The sequence below is a fragment of the Glutamicibacter ardleyensis genome, assembly GCF_014644555.1.
In the GTDB taxonomy this organism is placed as follows: domain Bacteria; phylum Actinomycetota; class Actinomycetes; order Actinomycetales; family Micrococcaceae; genus Glutamicibacter; species Glutamicibacter bergerei.
In genome coordinates this window covers 355341-371784 of sequence record NZ_BMKX01000002.1, presented here as the reverse complement: position 1 = coordinate 371784, position 16444 = coordinate 355341, and the positions used below count along the sequence as shown (strand labels likewise).

The following is a 16444-nucleotide window of genomic DNA, read 5'->3' as shown; positions in this document are numbered from 1 at the left end:
AACAAGCGACTAGCTCAGAGCTGCAATTGCAGCATCGTAGTCTGGCTCGGTGGTGATTTCCGGAACGATCTGGGTGTAAACGACCTTGCCGGTCTCGTCCAAGACGACGACGGAACGTGCCAAGAGGCCCGCTAGTGGCCCATCTACCTGGGTCACGCCGTAGTCCGAGCCAAAATCCGAGCGGAACACGGAAGCAGCGGTCACATTTTCGATGTTCTCTGCACCGCAGAAGCGGCCCAAGGCGAATGGCAGGTCAGCGGAAACGCACACTACGGTGGTGTTCTCCAGGCCGGCAGCCAGTTCGTTGAAACGGCGAACGCTGGCAGCGCAGACACCGGTATCAACTGATGGGAAGATGTTCAGGACTACGCGGCGGCCAGCCAGCGACTCGCTGGTGACATCTGCAAGGCCGGTGTCGGTGAGGGTGAATGCTGGAGCCTGCGAGCCTACGGCTGGCAGTTCACCAATGGTCTGTACGGGAGTTCCCTTAAAAGCAGTATTAGCCATAGGTCTTGTTTATCATGGATGCCTAATCCGGAGCCATATTTTCAGCCAACAAGCGCAAACAAGTCGCTCACGCCTTGTGCTCATGCAAGACTGTGGAGATGGGCACGAACTACGATGCATATGCGGCCAAGATGCGAGCGCTGACTCTGGACGGTACTGATTTGGAAGTAGTCGCCCGATTCACTGACATGCTATGCCACCGTGAATCACAGGTTCTGGACATCGGCTGCGGCGTGGGCAATACGGTCAATGCGCTGCGCCGCATGGGACACCATGCCTACGGCATAGACCCCACACCCCAAGTCCTGGAGGTAGCTGCAGAGCTATTCGACGGGACCTGGTTCAGGCAGCTGTCAGCGAATCAGCTGGAGAGCGCCTCTTTGCGCAGCCATGGCCTGCCCGAACAGTACGACGCCATTTTGCTGGCCGGCAATGTTCCGGCATTCATCCCACGCGAACAGCTACGTGGAATTTTCAGTTTGGCCGATCAGGTGCGCAGTTCTTCGGGCGTGCTCATTATCGGCACCACCAGCCATACCAAAGGCGGGTCAGCAGACCAGGACGAGCTTCGCCAAGGTACTTCGCTGCAACTGATGCAACGATTCTCCGACTGGCATTTATCTCCCTACCAGTCATATTCCCCGTGGTCGGTCAGCGTCTACGCGCACATCAAGCAGCGTTCCGGGTTCCCGAGCCCAGACGGAATATTCGTATTGCCGTCCTAGTCTCATGGACAGTGAGAGTCGAAATGGCGGCTACCATTTCATCGGCTTCCTCACTCGCCGGCGGGAATCCCCGAGCATAGTGTCCGGTGCAGCACGGTTCTCGGTGGCCTGCGGCAAACCGCTAGATTGCTTTGCCGGCCCGATATACGCTGTGGGTCAGGTTCATTCCGGGACGGTATGCCAGATGCGCAGCAACCGGAGCGTCAAGCACATGCAGATCAGCACGTTTGCCTACCTCGATGGAACCGGTTTGGCCGGCAACTCCGAGGGCCAAGGCGCCGCCGTAGGTTGCCGCTTCGATTGCCTCAGCCAGCGACAGGTTCATTTGGAGCACTGCGGTAGCCACGCAGAAGTTCATATTGCTCGTGTAGCTGGTACCCGGATTGCAGTTGCTGGCCAAAGCAATTCGCACACCTGCATCAAGCAGTTCGCGGCCCGGTGCAAACGGCTGTCGCGTAGACAGGTCGCAGGCGGGCAAGCAGGTTGCTACCGTGCCCGGAGTTCCTGTCCGTGTGGCTGAGTCCCAGCCGGCCCAGCTTCCGGCGAGCGCCTGGATGTCCTCTTCCTCCAGATAATTCACGTGGTCTACAGAGTGGCTGCCGAACTCCACTGCCAGCTGCACTCCTGGGCCAGGACCCAGCTGGTTTCCGTGGACCTTGGTCGCCAGTCCCTTTGCCCTTGCCGCTTCCAGGACCCGGCGAGATTGTTCTTCAGTGAAAGCTCCGCGTTCGCAGAAGACATCGACGAAGTCAACGTTATCTGCCACGGCATCCAGCATCGGGCCAGTTACCAACTCCGTGTACTCATCGGCATCCCATCCTGCAGGTACCAAGTGCGCACCGAGGAAGGTCAAGGAATCAACCAGCGGTTTGCCCAGCACCGAATGCCGGGTCTCTTCATCCACTGCCAGGCCATAACCGGTCTTGGTTTCCATCCATGTGGTGCCCATTGCCAGAGCTTCCGCCCGGCGTGCAGCCACAGCTTCGCTCAGCTCGTTATCGGAAAGCTGGCTGGTAGCTGAAGTGGTGACCGCGATGCCGCCGGCAGCATACGACTGCCCGGCCATGCGTGCCACGAATTCTTCGGCCCGGTCGCCCCCGAAAATTAGGTGGCTGTGGGAGTCAACCCAGCCGGGCAAAACCGCACGCCCGCCGAGATCAATCGATTCATCGGCTTGCGGTGCCTGGCCCATGTCACCGACCCATGCGATCAGGCTGTCTTGGATCAGCACCGCGGCGTGTTCCAGCACCCGGGCGTTTTGGTCAGCCGTAGTCAGCTGTCCAATGTTGGTAAGCAACAGGGTTGCCATGAGAATTCCGCCTTCGTGGTGTTGCTGGTCCTTTAGGCATGAGCCTACCTAGGATTCATGGCTTGGGAACAGAGAACCAGAGGGTGTCCGTCTGAGATTTCAGACGGACACCCTCTGGTTCTGGAACGAGCTCGACTTAGCCCTTGCTGGCTCCTGCCAGCAAACCTCGCACGAAGAATCGTTGCAGTGCGAAGAAGACAACCAGCGGAATGATCATCGAGATGAACGCTCCGGCTGTGAGCAGCTCCCACGATTGGCCATAAGAACCTGAGAGGTCTTGAAGCGCCTTGGTAATCGGAAGTTCCCCACCGGAGGTGAAGACCGTGGCCACCAGCAAGTCATTCCATACCCAGAGGAATTGGAAAATTCCAAACGACGCGATGGCAGGAGTCGCCAGCGGAAGGACGATACGAGTGAATATAGTTCCGTGCCCGGCACCGTCTACTCGTGCAGCTTCAATGACTTCTTCCGGGATTTCCGAAATGAAGTTATGCAGCATGAAGATCGCCAGAGGCAAGGCGAAAATCGTATGGGCAATCCAAACCTTGGCATAGGCGCCGTCGAGCCCATTAACGCCTAGCCCGGGAAGGATATACAACCCACCGATTTTCACGCCATCGGAAAACATCTGCAGCATTGGAACCAGCGCCATCTGGATCGGGACAATCTGCAATGCAAAGACCAAGATGAATAGAGTGTTGCGCCCTTTGAAATTGATCCAGGCAAAAGCGTAGGCCGCCAAGCTGGCAATGATGATCGGGATGATGGCAGCCGGGATCGTAATGACCAAGGAGTTCAAGAACGCCTTGGACAGCGGCAAGCTGTCGCCCGAGACGAACGCTTGCGCGTAGTTCTCCAGCGTAAATGACGGGTTGGACAGGGCCGTCCACCAACCAGTGGTTTTGATGTCGTTGGCTTCACGGAATGAGGAGACAAAAAGCCCAAATGTCGGGATGGTCCAGATCGCGGCGATAAGGAACGCAGCGGCCGTGGCAATTCGAGACGAACTGGCCTTGCGCAGTTTCCCGCCGGTTTTTTCGGTGGCTTTAAGCAAGCGGCGCGAGGAATCACTGACCGTACTCATCGAGTGCCTCCTTGTTTCTTTTGCTGGCGAACGTTGTAGATGATGATCGGAAGCACCAGGACAAACAGGACTACTGCCAATGCGGAGCTGTAACCGGTGCGGCTGCCCAGCTGGAACTGCCGGACCATTTCGTAGGCCAGAACCGTGGTCTCGGAGCGTCCACCGGTCATGGAGGACACGATGTCATAGACCTTCAGCGAAGCAATGGAAATGGTGGTCAGCACAACGATGACCGATGAGCGGATTCCCGGCAGCGTGACATTCATGAAGCTCTGCCACGGGGTGGTACCGTCCAAGGCAGCTGCTTCAAGCTGTTCGGCAGGGACCGCTTTAATTGCCGCGGACAGAATCACCATGGCGAAGCCAGCTTGGGTCCAGATCAGGATGATGACCAGGAACAGGGTGTTCCATGGTTCCAGTCCTAGCCAGTCCACCGGTTTCGCCCCGAAGGCGGTGATGATTGCGTTCAATACGCCAATTTGTTCGCCTTGCCGCACATCATAGAAGAATTTGAAGATGATCGACGCGCCAACAAATGAAATTGCCATCGGCATGAAAACGAGCAGCTTGAAGAACTTCTCACCACGGCTCTTGTCGATGAAGGCGGCGTAGGCCAAGCCGATAATCGTTGAAACCACCGGGGCTACCAAGACCCAGACCAGCGTATTGAGCAGGGCGGTCAAGCCATCGGGGCTGGTAAAGACCCAGGCGAAGTTCGCCAGCCCGGCAAATCCGGAGCCGTCGTTGGTCATGAAAGCACTAATTGCTGTTCGGATGGTTGGGTAAATCAGCCCTATTGCCAGCAAGATCATGGCCGGGGCCAGGAATCCTGTTAGCTGAAGAAAAGTGCCGGCCCCCGACCGTGAGCGGCGGTCATAGAAATACACGGCAAGACCGAGAACGGCAGCCACTGCGGCGACCCACATGACCGAGGCATATAGCCCGAGCAATAAGAGTATTACTACAGGAACGAGCACGGAGGCGAGCAAACGAAGAATTGCGAAGCCACGTCCACGGTTCGTAGAAACCTCAACGAACGCAAGTACCAGGCCGATCACCACGGCAAAGGAAAGCAAAATTACCGGTATTTGAAGAAGCGGTGACAAGCCGGCAAGCCACTGGAAAAAATCAGACACGAATCATATCTCCTTTAAAGCTGGAGAAGGCCGGTTGAACCGGCCTCCCCCACTTATTCACTGGTGACTAAGAGTCGTAACCGGCTTGGATGTTCTCTAGAACTTCCTTGGTGGGCTTCCCATCGATCCAGTCCACAATTCCCTTCCAGAAGGAATCGGCACCGACGCTCTTTGGCATCAGGTCAGATCCGTCGAAACGGAAAGTGGTGCTTGGATCCTGCAGCAGTTCCACCGCAGAGCGCAGCAGATCACTGCTGGCATTTTCTGGATCAAGGCCGGAGTTTGCCGAGATCACGCCACCGAGCTTAACTCGGCTATTGGCCCAGTCTGCACTGGCCAGGTATTCCTGCACCTTCGCAGTGTCTTCGTCGTTCGAGAAGGCCGCGACGAATTCGCCACCGCCGACAACCGAAGTTGGATCACCCTCGTTGAATTGTGGTGCGATGAATGCCCAGACATCTCCGTCAGGAGCTACCGTAGGTGTTTCACCGTCTGCGTTCTTGGCATCAAGGATGAAGCCTTCGAGGAATGAAGCCTGGTGGGTCAGCGGGCAAGTGCCCTTGGCAACTGCGGTGCCGATGTCACCAAACGCGGTGGCATTAATGGACTTTACATCTCCATAGCCTGCGTTGACCTGCTTTGGATCCAGCAAGATCTCGCCAACTGAATCAAATGCGCTGGTGATTTCTGGCGAGGTGAATTCCAGTTCTCCGGACACCCATTTGTCATAGGCTTCGGTGCCCGACTGGCGCAGGACAGCGTCCTCAATCCAGTCAGTGCCTGGCCAACCCGATGCTTCGCCCGAGGCAAATCCTGCACACCAGGCAGGCTCATCGGTCTTCTTGGTAATTTCGGTTCCCAGCGCGGTCATTTCGTCCCAAGTCTTGGGAACGCTGACGCCCCATTCCTCGAACTGCTTGGGCGAATACCAGATGTAGCCCTTGACGCTGGCCATCAGCGGAGCACCATACTGGACGCCGTCCACCTTGCCGTAGTTCTGCCAGTCCTCAGACCAGTTCTTCCCCACTTCAGCTTGGGCGCCTTCAGGAAGTTTCTGCACCTTGCCCGAAGCTACGGTAGCTTCCAGCAAACCTGGCTGAGGGAAGACTGCTAGGTCAGGCGTATCTCCGCCCTGGACCTTGATGCCCAACTGGGATTCGAAGTTCTTGTCGCCGGTGTAGCGGATCTTGATGCCGTTCTCTTCAGACCAGTCGGCCCAGGACTTCTCGAGCAGCTCAGCTTCGGTGCCAGTGACTGGTCCGTAGACATCCACTACTCCGTCGGATTCGGCAACTTGGGTCTCCCCGCCTTGGGCATTGGGATCATTGGGATCTGCTCCCCCGGAGCAACCGGCCAGCAGCAAACCGATTGAGGCCACGGAAAGAGCGGGAACGAGCTTCAACCCACGTTTTGTTTTTTTCATGATGCCTTCCACTTTTGAGTTGTACCCTGCGGGAAGTTCCAGCTTGGCACGAGTGATCCCCTCTATAGTGACGCAGATCATCGACGCGCGTCAACAGCTGAGCGCACGAGACCCGGAGAAAATCCTCAAGAGGGGGCTAAACGGGAGCTATTCCAGAACTTTCCCTGATCACCATGACGGGAGTGACGAGCTGTTGAATGACGTCGCTGGATCGGCCTTCGATTTGTTCCACCAGCGCGTCAACCGCGGTGTGGGCAATAACTTCACCGGAAGGTGCCACCGTGGTCAGCGCAGGCGAAACCATTTCTGCCGAACGGTCACCGATTCCCAAAGCGACAACCGAGACGTCCGCTGGAATCGACAAGCCAGCCATTCCTGCAGCATTCAGGAAACCAGCAGTGGCGAACTCTTTGAGTCCTACCACCGCACTCGGGCGCGGGTTGAATTTCAGGTAGCCGTCCAAGGCTTGCCGGCCACCGCGGGCGTTATTCTCCACGGGCATCTCAACAATTGACATATTCTGTGCCTGCGCTGATTCGGTGATGGCTCGTGCGGTACGGATTGCCGGGCCATTGCCAGCGGCCTGATCTTGTTGCGAAACATTGATGTACATGATGGATCGGTGACCCAATTCGGCCAGATGCTCTATTGCTAGGCGTCCTGCTTCAGCGAAATCATTGTCAACATAAATCACGTCATCGCTGTCATCGGGCCGGCCAATGGAAGCGAAAGGAATTTTGGCGCGACGCAGAACATCAAAGCGCGGATCAGAAATTGAAACCTCCATGAGCAGCACTCCGGCCACTAATTTCTGGGCAACAAGGCTTTCCATGCCCATGACGTCGGTCATCGGGTTGGACCAGAGCAGCATGTGATAGCCCAGGGCACGAGCCCGCTCCATGGCCGCAGTGACATACTCGAACTCAGTGGATGAGTAGCCGTCAACACTGGTTGGAAAATGCAATGCAAGGATGCCGCGACGTGCACCCGCCAGCCCCTGAGCAAAAGCGTTCGGGGTGTAATTCAAGTCCCGCATGGCGGCCAAAACCCGGGTCTTGGTCGCATCTGAGATGGTGCGCCGTCCACTGATCACGTAGGAAACGGTACTGGGAGATACGCCGGCAAGGCGTGCAACATCATCCCTTGTAGCCATTTGTCCTCCGCTTCAACATGCAGTTACGTAGCTTCTATTGAAACACGTCAGTGAACGGGCGCACTGTCAACAGCTGTGCAAATGCCGGCTACCGGCTGGCTACGAATGCCTGCACGCAGGCTTCGATATCCTCAGCCGAATGCGCAGCAGAAAGCTGGACTCGGATACGCGCGGCACCCTTTGGCACCACAGGGAAGCTGAAGGCGGTCACGAAGACGCCCTGCTCCAGCATCTTGCCTGCAACTTCTGCGGCCTTGACCGCATCGCCGAACATCACCGGAATGATGGCGTGCTCGCCGTCAAGCAGATCAAAACCTTCCTCGGTCATCCGGCGGCGGAAGTGCGCCGCGTTTTCGAAGAGCTTCTCGCGCAGATCACCTGAACCTTCCACCAGGTCCAGTGCGGTCAGCGTGGCAGCCACGATGGACGGAGCAAGTGAGTTGGAGAACAGGTAGGGGCGGGCTTTCTGGCGAAGCATCGCCACGATCTCGCCACGGCCGGAAACGTAACCGCCCGAGGCTCCGCCCAAGGCCTTGCCGAAGGTGCCGGTGTAGATATCTACACGGTCAGAGACCCCTGCGTGTTCCGGAGTTCCGGCGCCGGTGGCTCCCATGAAGCCCACCGCGTGAGAATCATCCACCATGACCAATGCGCCATACTTGTCAGCCAGATCGCAGATGGCTTCCAGGGGAGCCAAGAAGCCGTCCATGGAGAACACACCGTCGGTGACGATGATGGTGCGGCGAGCGCCTGCCCCATCATTTGATGCCGCAACTGCTTGCAGCTGAGTTTCCAGATCCGCCATATCCTGGTTGGCATAGCGGAAACGTGCTGCCTTGGACAAACGAATGCCATCGATGATCGATGCGTGGTTCAGCGCATCGGAGATGATCGCGTCTTCCTTGCCGAACAAGGATTCAAAAACTCCGCCATTGGCGTCGAAGCAACTGGAGAACAGGATCGTGTCTTCGGTTCCGAGGAATGCCGAGAGCTTTGCTTCAAGTTCAAGGTGCAAATCCTGGGTACCGCAGATGAATCGGACCGAGGCCATGCCGAAGCCACGTTCGTCCATGGCGTTTTTCGCCGCGTCAATGATGCGCGCGTCATCTGCCAAACCGAGGTAGTTGTTCGCGCAGAAGTTCAGTACCTTACGCGATTCACTGCCCAGGGAACCAGCCATGATCGAGGCCGACTGCGCCGAGTCGATGTGGCGTTCTGCTTTAAAAAGTCCTGCTTCTTTGAGCTGTTCCAGTTCCGCGGACAGCTGGTCTTTCATATCTGTGTACATGTCATATCTCCTAGAAAACTGTCCAGTCCAAAACAACCTTGCCGCCGTGCCCACCGCGTGCGGCGGTGAATCCGTCCTGCCATTCGGTGGCAGGGATGAAGTCGGTAACTACCGAAGCTACGCGTTCGCGCAAAACGTCCGAGGTGGTGAGCATGGCGCTCATGGCGTACCAAGTTTCAAACATTTCGCGCCCATAGATCCCCTTCAAGGTGAGCATGTGGGTGACAACCTTGCCCCAGTTGATGTCGATCGATTCGCTGGGAAGTCCCAGCATGCTGATCTTGCCGCCGTGGTTCATGTTTTCGATCATTTCTGGCAATGCGGTCTTGTGCCCCGACATTTCCATGCCGAAGTCGAAACCTTCGCGCATGCCCAGTTCCTTCTGAGCGTCGGCGACGCGCTGCTTAGAAACGTTGATGGCGAGGTTTACGCCCATGCTGCGGGCCAGTTCCAGGCGTTGCTCGGAGACGTCGGTGATGGCGATGTTGCGCGCTCCGGCATGGCGGGCTACCGCTGCCGCCATCAAACCGATGGGTCCCGCTCCGGTGATCAGGACATCCTCGCCGACCATGGGGAACTGCAGCGCGGTGTGTACCGCATTGCCGAACGGATCAAAAATTGCGCCGAGCAGCGGGGTGATGCGCTCGTCGCGGTGAATGTACACATTGCTTGCCGGAATTACCACGTATTCGGCGAACGCGCCATCGCGCTGCACGCCAACGGAATTGACGTTGATGCACATGTGCGGGCGTCCGGCGCGGCAATTTCTGCAGATACCGCAGACCACGTGGCCCTCGCCGGAAACGCGGTCTCCGACTTTAACGCCGTGTGCGAAGGATCCAACCTCCACGACTTCGCCGTAAAACTCGTGCCCCGGGACCAGCGGTGTGTTGATCATGGCCTGCGCGGCCTCATCATAGGCTTCAATATGCAGGTCGGTGCCGCAGATGCCAGCGGTCATGACGCGGATTTTCACGTCATGGGCTCCGGTCTCTGGCTCAGGCCGGTCAACGAGTTCCAGTCCGGCGTGTGGGCCGGACTTATATAGAGCTTTCATGCTGGTTCCTTTGAGATCGGGCACCGAGGTGCGCACGACAGACTTGGCGTTGCTTCAAGTGTCGCACCCAACACCGCGGGATAAAACCTTAGAAGAACTTCGATTTCCTGATCTAACGATTTAGTATTTACTTCATGGAATTACATCAGTTGCGAATTCTTCGCGAGCTAGCGGACTTAGGTAGCGTCAACGCCGTGGCCAAGGCCCTCTACGTCTCGCCTTCGGCGGTGTCCCAACACCTCGCGCAGTTGCAACGCGGCTTCCCGACTCCGCTGACTCAAAAGGATGGACGCAGGTTGGTGTTAACGGCAGAGGGTAAATTATTGGCATCAGCTGCCGCGTCGGTCGCCTCAACGTTGGCTGAGGTTTCAGCAAAAATCCGCACCCAGGATCAGGACCGCGATGCCCCCGTTCGCATCGCCGGGTTCCACTCTATCGGGCAGACGCTCTTCGCTCCGTTGCTGGCCTACCCGCAAGGCAGCCTACCCCCGCTGCGGTTCTCGGATGAAGACGTATCCCAGCAGGACTTTCCGGCATTGACCTCCGCCTACGATCTGGTCCTCGCCCACCGCATGCCGCATACCGCTCCGTGGCCTGAAAACCAGATCACCGTCATCCCCTTGGCCTTCGAACCACTGGACATCGCGATTCACCGGGAGCACCCGCTGGCAGCCTTCGAGGAATTGACCCCGCAACAGCTGATCGGCGAACGCTGGGTGGTCTCCCGTGCGGGCTACTCCCCCGCCGATGTGCTGGAAACTATTGCCGCTCTGGCCGGCAGCGCACCGGTGGTTGAGCATCGAGTCAACGACTATGCCACCGCCGGTGCCCTAGTGCAGGCCAGTAGCTGCCTAGGAATCCTTCCGCGATATACGGCGCGCAAATCGCTGGACGAGTCGGTGACTTTACGACCCATTAAAGGGCTAAACTCCGGACGACAAATCGACCTGCTACTGCGCGCCGAACATCTGCACCGTGCACCGGTCAACGAGGTGATCGAGGCTATACGCAGTACCGTGCGACGTCTGATGCTCAGCTAATGCCCGCGCACAGCAAGCACACTTGAACATGGTGCTGGTCGATGCGCTGACCGTGGAAGCTGGCAGGATCATCGAGCCGATCATCTACTTCATATCGCCGGTAGGCTCGGCGGGCCCTGAGTCCGCCGAGCCTACCGGCGAAAGGTTCTAGATACAGCACCGCCCGCCCTCAAACCAGAGGACGGGCGGTGCTTGCGAATGCTGCAGATCAGCCGTTGAAGCTGTCAGGATCCGGGCCGGTGCGGCCGCCGCGATCCAGCGCGTCAATCGCGGCTAGTTCTTCGCCGGACAGCTCGAAGCCGAACAGATCCAGGTTCTGCACGATGCGCGATTCGGTGACCGACTTCGGGATGATCACCCGGCCCCGCTGCAGGTGCCAGCGCAGAATTACCTGCGCGGCGGTGACCTGGTGCGCTTCGCCGATCGCCAGGATCGATGCGTCGTTCAGCAGCGCCCCCTGGGCCAGCGGGCTCCACGCCTCGGTGGCAATGCCATGCCCGGCATTGGCGGCGCTGACTTCAGCATTCTGCAAGGCAGGATGCAGCTCAACCTGGTTGACCGCAGGAACAACATCCGTGGCATCAATCAGCTTCTGCAGGTGAGTCGGCTGGAAATTAGAGACGCCGATAGCGCGGATCTTCTTCTCGGCATACAGCTTCTCCAGCGCCTTCCAGGTCTCCACATACAGTTCCTTCTCCGGAGCCGGCCAGTGGATCAGGAACAAGTCCAGGTAATCCAGGCCCAGGCGCTGCAGGCTCTCGTCAAATGCTTTTAAGGTCTGCTCGTAGCCCATGTCCGAGATCCAGATCTTGGACGTGATGAACAGTTCCTCACGGTTAATGCCGGACTCGGCCAACGCCTTGCCCACGCCTTCTTCGTTACCGTAGATCGCTGCGGTGTCAATACTGCGGTAGCCGGCCTTCAGTGCGGCGGCCACGGCGGTGGTGGTTTCTTCGTTCGGAACCTGGAAGACACCGAAGCCGATCTGCGGCATCTGCACGCCGTTATTCAGGGTAACTGCGGGAATAACTGTCGTCATTTCTAACTCCTTAAATTGTGTGGTGGATCAGTGAAAATTGGGGGTTCAGTTAGCCGGGGTCAGTTCCGCCACGACCGGGGCCTTCTTGGCCAGGTTCATGGCCAACAGCATCAGCAGCAGCGCGGCGACGGTGATCGCGGCGCCAATCCAGATTGGCGAGGTATAGCCCAGTCCCGCGGCGATGCCCATGCCGCCGGCCCAGGCACCCAGGGCGTTGCCGACATTAAAGGCGCCGATGTTTGCGCCGGAGGCCAAGGTGGGTGCTGAGCCTGCGTAGCGCATGATGCGGCTTTGCAGGCCAGGCACGGTACCGAAGCCAAAACCACCCATGAGGAACAACGCCACGATGGTGGCCACCTGACTGGTAGCCAGCGCGCCGAAGGCAATGAGGACCACGAGCAATGCGCCAATGAAGATCAGCAGGGTGCGGTCGATGTTCTTGTCGGCCATGCGTCCACCTAGCCAGTTGCCGGCGAACAGACCGGCACCGAAGAGGACCAGCAGCCACGGCACGGTATGGGAATTAAATCCGGAGACTTCGGTCAGGGTGTAAGCGATATAAGTGAAGGCACCAAACATGCCGCCGTAACCGAGCACCGTCACACCCAGCGACAGCCAGACCTGCCGGGATTTGAAGGCTCCCAGCTCGCTGCGCAGCGAGATTGCCTCAGCCGCCTGCTTAAGTACCGGTACCAGCGCCAGGATGCCGATCAGCGCGATCACGCCGATGCCTGAGATCGCCCAGAAGGTGGAACGCCACCCTGCCTGCTGGCCTAGGAAAGTGCCAAAAGGCACGCCCAGTACGTTGGCTGCGGTGAGTCCGGTGAACATGATGGCAATAGCACCCGCCTTCTTATTGGCGGGAACCAGATCGGCGGCGACCACGGACCCGATGCCGAAGAAGGCGCCATGGCACAGGGCGGCGATGACGCGGCCAAGCATGGCGACCTCGTAGGTCGCGGCGACGGCCGTGAGCGTATTACCGATGATGAACAGCACCAGCAGGCCGGCCAGCACGGGTTTGCGCGGCAATCGCACGGTAGCTGCAGTTAGTCCGAGCGCACCGACCACCACGCTGAGCGCGTAGCCGGAGATCAGCCAGCCGGCGGCTGCCTCGCTGACGGCGAAGTCCGCAGCCACCTCCGGAAGCAGGCCCATGATCACAAATTCGGTGAGCCCGATGCCGAAGGCACCGAGGGCCAACGCAATAAGTCCGAGCGGCATGACGTTACTCCTGATAAGCTGGAAGAAATTAGTTGCAGACGCTTGTTATTGCGTCGATGAATATAATAGTTGCACACGCAAGTAATGAGCGCAAGCAACAAATATGGGAGTTGTTATGGGAATCGCAGATGACGCCGTTGAAATCCGCTCACGCGGATGGCGCACTTTGGCGGCATTGCACGGAATAATCGAGGCCGCACTGGAAAAGGATCTCACCGCTCACGCCGGCCTTTCCGTGGTCGAGTTCACACTGCTGGACGCGCTGAACCGGCAAGACGGATGGCATATGCGCATGGCGCAGTTAGCCCGAGCCACCGCATTAAGCCCGAGCGCCACCACCAGGCTGGTCACCCGTCTGGAGGACCGGCACCTGCTCTCGCGCGTGCTGTGCGCCGATGACCGGCGCGGCATTTACACCGAACTGACCGAAGCTGGCCAGGAGCTGTACCTGAGGGCCAAACCGATTCACGATGAAACGCTGGAACGAGTGCTCAACGATGCCGAGAAACTACCCGAGCTGGCCCCGCTGGCCCGGACCCTGCATCAGCTCCCCGTCTCCTAGCCTCCGCATTCGGATTCAAAAAGGAACCACCGATGAACCCAAAATTCTCCGCTCTGCTCTTTGACTGCGACGGGGTCCTGGTGGACTCCGAATCCCTCACTAACGCGGTGCTGCGCCAGATGCTGATCGAGCTTGGATGGAATCTCAGCCAGGAAGAATGCATCCAGATTTTCATCGGCAAGGCATTGAAAGATCAATGGCAGCCAATTCTCGCCCACACCGGATTCCGCATCGACGACGCCTGGATCTCCCGGTTCCGGACACGACGCGACGAGGCGCTGCGCGCGAACCTGCAGCCCATTCCCGGCGCCCTGGAAGCAGTCGCGCAAATTTCCGGGAGCTACGGCAACAAGATCGCCTGCGCCACCGGGGCCGATCGCGGCAAGGTGGAAATGCAGCTCTCGCTCACCGGGCTGGCACCGTTTTTCGGCGACCGGGTGTTCAGCGGCATGGAATACCCGCGCAGTAAACCGGCACCGGATGTCTATCTGGCGGCTGCAGCTGCGCTCGGGGTCGATCCGCGTCAGGCGCTGGTAATCGAAGATACCGCCACCGGAGTCACCGCAGGTGTCGCCGCCGGGGCCACCGTGTACGGATATTGCTCGGGCGGCCCGACCAGCACCAGCCCTCAGGCGCTGACCGCCGCGGGTGCCAGCCACATTTTCACCAGCATGGGCGAACTCCCCGCGCTAGTCTCGTCGAATTAGCGCCCCAGAAAACCCCCGGCAGGGACGATCCGTGGTGCCTCCGGAAACGGCCGTTTTGGCATCAACATCTAAGATCCGGATCAGCCGCTCCGGCACACTCACCTCTTCAGCAGCATATTCAGGGTATCCAAGCCGATTCGTCCCAAGGGGTCGGCGGTGCCCAGCGGCGCGGTGAGCATGGCGTAGCGCAGTGCCCAACCACGCGCCCGCAGCCACATTGCTGTCCCGCGATCTGCAGCGTACCGACGCAACTCTTGATCACGCACCGGCTCGGTAAAGTGCATCCACAGCATTCCCAGATCCGAAGCGGGATCTCCGGCGCAGAGGTCTCCAAAATCCACCAATGCGGACAGTTCAGCCTTGCCACCACCGGTGGTCACAATCGTATTGTGCGGATGCGGATCGCCGTGGAGCCAGCGTGGCGGCCCGCCGTAGGCATCAGCTTCTAATGACTGTTCCCAGATGAATTGCGCACCGCGTCGGTACGTCGTTGGAAGCTGGGAGATCTGCTCTCTGGTGCGTTGATCCACTACTTGCAATTCGCAGCCTCTGAATTCACTGCGTGGCGCATCTTCGGGGGCAGGGCCATGCACCACCGACAAATAGTCGGTAAAAGCCGGCGCATAGGCATCACGTTGCCTTCGCCCCAGCGTCGCCGCGCTGATGCCAGGGACGTAACGGCAGATCGAAAAGGTGAACGGGTAGTCCGCTGACGGCTCCCCGATGAATACCGGAGCCCCCACATCCAAGCCGCTGTCGGACGACAGGCGAGGCAACCATTTCCGCTCCTTGTGCCCGATCTTCTCGGCGAGTGCACGACGAGGCAGTCGCACCAGTAAATCATCACCCAAACGGTAAACCTCGTTGTCCCACCCGGTAGCCAGATAAGTCAGAGTTCTTCCGGACCACTGACTCGCTTGCGCGCAGATCAATTCGCGCACCAACGCCCGATCAATAGACACTTCCGCCGCAGGTTTTGCCGAAACGGCCATTTCTTGGAAGGTCATTGCTCCATGCTAAATCAATCCCGCCAAAGCGATCGCGCGCATTCCGCTCGGTACGAGAATCCGAGACTAGATCTGGGAGATTTTTCATCCACTTTTCGCGGCAAAATCATCCGTGTCATCTGTTCGGTAATAGCGTGCGTGGAAACAACGTGCGGGACAATCGTGCTTTCCGCTACCTTGCGGTTTTCGTTCAGTGCGCTCGAGTTCTAGATGCGGACCTCATGACTAGTACCGCGTTTCTGTCTTCAGTTTGGCTTGGCAGCTCGGCATAGGCCTAGGCAAGTGACTGATTTTCGCGTTGTGTGAATAGGAAATTTAGGATTTGCTGTCCGGCATAGCATTAGCGTCGTGAAGGGAGGCCTATTTCCTTCGTCGATTGGCGGGTTCTCTTTTTCGTTTTTCAGAAACAGTACAAAGCCCCCTAGAACGCGTGCTCGAACACTGGAGCTTAAGGCCACTGGCTGCATAATTCCGAGAAATAACCCCCTTCACCGAACACTCAAAGGGATGTTAATCATCCAAATTGACGATAGCCGTGGCCGCCAAAGCAACGTACTGTGAAGATGGTAGTTCTAATAGGAACCAGTCAGTTTGAACTTGGATTGGATTACCTGACATGCACAGAAGGGCTTCGTGAGTCGCATGCTTGCTTGGTTTGGCTTGGAAGAAAAGGCTAAAAACGAATCGGAACAACCAGACGATGGCGTGAGCGAAAAAACTAAATGGGGATCCCTGCTCCTCTGCCTCGCTTTGGCATTTGCGGTTTTTGCCGTAACTCATTGGCTACTTAGCGGCGCTTCCGGCTTTGCATCCTATGTGCCCGGAATATGCGCCGCAGGCACCCTGCTCATTGGTTCGCTCATTTCCGAACACTCCCTAGCCCGCGGTGAAGACCATTCCCCGGACCCACGCTCCGGCAAAAACTAAATCCCGTAACGTCAATCGCGTGTCGCGCGCGTTGGCCGCATCCTGAGGTCAAATGGTGATCTGGGCCGGCTCCGGCAACGCGGGTGCCAGCGAGTTGAACTTCGAAGCTCTTCTCCACTATCCCACCGCTCCCGCCCACGCTATAAGATTCACCATTCTAAAAAACGGCACCGTCTGGCGAGCGCCGCCACACGAAACCGCCCGCAGAGGCGGCGATGGCCAGACTGATCCGAGTATTACTTCCGAACTCTGGCAA

General features: G+C 58.2%; 16 protein-coding genes. 5 read left to right on the top strand and 11 right to left on the bottom strand.

Going from position 1 to position 16444, the window contains the following annotated elements:
• Positions 1 to 9 precede the first annotated feature (9 nt).
• Positions 10 to 507, bottom strand: a complete 498-nt coding sequence (gene tpx / locus IEX04_RS06265; RefSeq protein ID WP_096256708.1) for a thiol peroxidase — start codon at positions 505 to 507, stop codon at positions 10 to 12.
• 98 nt (positions 508 to 605) lie between these two features.
• Between tpx and IEX04_RS06260 the strand changes: the two genes are divergently transcribed.
• Positions 606 to 1232, top strand: a complete 627-nt coding sequence (locus IEX04_RS06260; protein WP_188684482.1) for a class I SAM-dependent methyltransferase — start codon at positions 606 to 608, stop codon at positions 1230 to 1232.
• 121 nt (positions 1233 to 1353) lie between these two features.
• On the opposite strand, the gene hutI is transcribed toward IEX04_RS06260, so the two are convergent.
• The 7 genes from hutI to tdh form a co-directional block, all read right to left on the bottom strand.
• Positions 1354 to 2541, bottom strand: coding sequence for an imidazolonepropionase (gene hutI, locus IEX04_RS06255; protein WP_188684480.1), 1188 nt, complete (start codon positions 2539 to 2541; stop codon positions 1354 to 1356).
• 136 nt (positions 2542 to 2677) lie between these two features.
• Positions 2678 to 3625, bottom strand: a complete 948-nt coding sequence (locus IEX04_RS06250; RefSeq protein ID WP_102598168.1) for a carbohydrate ABC transporter permease — start codon at positions 3623 to 3625, stop codon at positions 2678 to 2680.
• Entirely contained in the window at positions 3622 to 4761 is a 1140-nt protein-coding gene (locus IEX04_RS06245) for a carbohydrate ABC transporter permease (RefSeq protein WP_096256704.1), read from the bottom strand. Before IEX04_RS06245 ends, IEX04_RS06250 begins: the two co-directional genes overlap by 4 nt.
• A 67-nt stretch (positions 4762 to 4828) precedes the next feature.
• On the bottom strand, positions 4829 to 6184 hold the full coding sequence (locus IEX04_RS06240; protein WP_041649406.1) for an ABC transporter substrate-binding protein: 1356 nt from the start codon (positions 6182 to 6184) through the stop codon (positions 4829 to 4831).
• Between the two features lie 136 nt (positions 6185 to 6320).
• Positions 6321 to 7337 carry a LacI family DNA-binding transcriptional regulator gene (locus IEX04_RS06235; protein WP_188684478.1) on the bottom strand — a complete coding sequence of 339 codons (1017 nt, stop codon included), beginning with the start codon at positions 7335 to 7337 and terminating at the stop codon, positions 6321 to 6323.
• 88 nt (positions 7338 to 7425) lie between these two features.
• The gene (locus tag IEX04_RS06230) at positions 7426 to 8625 is read right to left on the bottom strand and encodes a glycine C-acetyltransferase (protein WP_096256702.1); all 1200 of its coding nucleotides are present in this window, start codon (positions 8623 to 8625) and stop codon (positions 7426 to 7428) included.
• A gap of 10 nt (positions 8626 to 8635) precedes the next feature.
• Positions 8636 to 9682 (bottom strand): L-threonine 3-dehydrogenase, encoded by a 1047-nt coding sequence (gene tdh / locus IEX04_RS06225; protein ID WP_096256701.1) that lies wholly within the window; start codon positions 9680 to 9682, stop codon positions 8636 to 8638.
• A 134-nt stretch (positions 9683 to 9816) separates the two neighbouring features.
• Between tdh and IEX04_RS06220 the strand changes: the two genes are divergently transcribed.
• The gene (locus IEX04_RS06220) at positions 9817 to 10722 is read left to right on the top strand and encodes a LysR family transcriptional regulator (RefSeq protein ID WP_096256700.1); all 906 of its coding nucleotides are present in this window, start codon (positions 9817 to 9819) and stop codon (positions 10720 to 10722) included.
• A gap of 208 nt (positions 10723 to 10930) precedes the next feature.
• Here IEX04_RS06220 and IEX04_RS06215 read toward each other — a convergent pair whose 3' ends face one another.
• Positions 10931 to 11761 (bottom strand): aldo/keto reductase, encoded by an 831-nt coding sequence (locus tag IEX04_RS06215; protein ID WP_188684476.1) that lies wholly within the window; start codon positions 11759 to 11761, stop codon positions 10931 to 10933.
• A 45-nt stretch (positions 11762 to 11806) separates the two neighbouring features.
• Positions 11807 to 12985: an MFS transporter gene (locus tag IEX04_RS06210; protein WP_096287494.1), complete on the bottom strand. Its 1179-nt coding sequence runs from the start codon at positions 12983 to 12985 to the stop codon at positions 11807 to 11809.
• A 115-nt stretch (positions 12986 to 13100) separates the two neighbouring features.
• Here IEX04_RS06210 and IEX04_RS06205 point away from each other — a divergent pair, with 115 nt between their 5' ends.
• Both IEX04_RS06205 and IEX04_RS06200 read left to right on the top strand, forming a co-directional pair.
• A complete protein-coding gene (locus IEX04_RS06205) occupies positions 13101 to 13547 on the top strand; it encodes a MarR family winged helix-turn-helix transcriptional regulator (protein WP_096256698.1) in 447 nt (148 codons plus the stop codon).
• Between the two features lie 32 nt (positions 13548 to 13579).
• Positions 13580 to 14254: an HAD family hydrolase gene (locus tag IEX04_RS06200; protein WP_188684474.1), complete on the top strand. Its 675-nt coding sequence runs from the start codon at positions 13580 to 13582 to the stop codon at positions 14252 to 14254.
• Positions 14255 to 14352: 98 nt separating this feature from the next.
• Here IEX04_RS06200 and IEX04_RS06195 read toward each other — a convergent pair whose 3' ends face one another.
• Positions 14353 to 15261 carry an aminoglycoside phosphotransferase family protein gene (locus tag IEX04_RS06195; protein WP_096256696.1) on the bottom strand — a complete coding sequence of 303 codons (909 nt, stop codon included), beginning with the start codon at positions 15259 to 15261 and terminating at the stop codon, positions 14353 to 14355.
• A gap of 633 nt (positions 15262 to 15894) precedes the next feature.
• Between IEX04_RS06195 and IEX04_RS06190 the strand changes: the two genes are divergently transcribed.
• Positions 15895 to 16188, top strand: a complete 294-nt coding sequence (locus IEX04_RS06190; RefSeq protein WP_141392961.1) for a hypothetical protein — start codon at positions 15895 to 15897, stop codon at positions 16186 to 16188.
• The last annotated feature ends 256 nt before the right edge of the window (positions 16189 to 16444 follow it).

What these genes read in the sequence shown, in the direction of transcription:
- tpx (WP_096256708.1), bottom strand. Translation starts at nt 507, where the DNA reads ATGGCTAATACTGCTTTTAAGGGAACTCCCGTACAGACCATTGGTGAA.
- IEX04_RS06260 (WP_188684482.1), top strand. Translation starts at nt 606, where the DNA reads ATGGGCACGAACTACGATGCATATGCGGCCAAGATGCGAGCGCTGACT.
- hutI (WP_188684480.1), bottom strand. Translation starts at nt 2,541, where the DNA reads ATGGCAACCCTGTTGCTTACCAACATTGGACAGCTGACTACGGCTGAC.
- IEX04_RS06250 (WP_102598168.1), bottom strand. Translation starts at nt 3,625, where the DNA reads ATGAGTACGGTCAGTGATTCCTCGCGCCGCTTGCTTAAAGCCACCGAA.
- IEX04_RS06240 (WP_041649406.1), bottom strand. Translation starts at nt 6,184, where the DNA reads ATGAAAAAAACAAAACGTGGGTTGAAGCTCGTTCCCGCTCTTTCCGTG.
- IEX04_RS06235 (WP_188684478.1), bottom strand. Translation starts at nt 7,337, where the DNA reads ATGGCTACAAGGGATGATGTTGCACGCCTTGCCGGCGTATCTCCCAGT.
- IEX04_RS06230 (WP_096256702.1), bottom strand. Translation starts at nt 8,625, where the DNA reads ATGTACACAGATATGAAAGACCAGCTGTCCGCGGAACTGGAACAGCTC.
- tdh (WP_096256701.1), bottom strand. Translation starts at nt 9,682, where the DNA reads ATGAAAGCTCTATATAAGTCCGGCCCACACGCCGGACTGGAACTCGTT.
- IEX04_RS06220 (WP_096256700.1), top strand. Translation starts at nt 9,817, where the DNA reads ATGGAATTACATCAGTTGCGAATTCTTCGCGAGCTAGCGGACTTAGGT.
- IEX04_RS06215 (WP_188684476.1), bottom strand. Translation starts at nt 11,761, where the DNA reads ATGACGACAGTTATTCCCGCAGTTACCCTGAATAACGGCGTGCAGATG.
- IEX04_RS06210 (WP_096287494.1), bottom strand. Translation starts at nt 12,985, where the DNA reads ATGCCGCTCGGACTTATTGCGTTGGCCCTCGGTGCCTTCGGCATCGGG.
- IEX04_RS06205 (WP_096256698.1), top strand. Translation starts at nt 13,101, where the DNA reads ATGGGAATCGCAGATGACGCCGTTGAAATCCGCTCACGCGGATGGCGC.
- IEX04_RS06200 (WP_188684474.1), top strand. Translation starts at nt 13,580, where the DNA reads ATGAACCCAAAATTCTCCGCTCTGCTCTTTGACTGCGACGGGGTCCTG.
- IEX04_RS06195 (WP_096256696.1), bottom strand. Translation starts at nt 15,261, where the DNA reads ATGACCTTCCAAGAAATGGCCGTTTCGGCAAAACCTGCGGCGGAAGTG.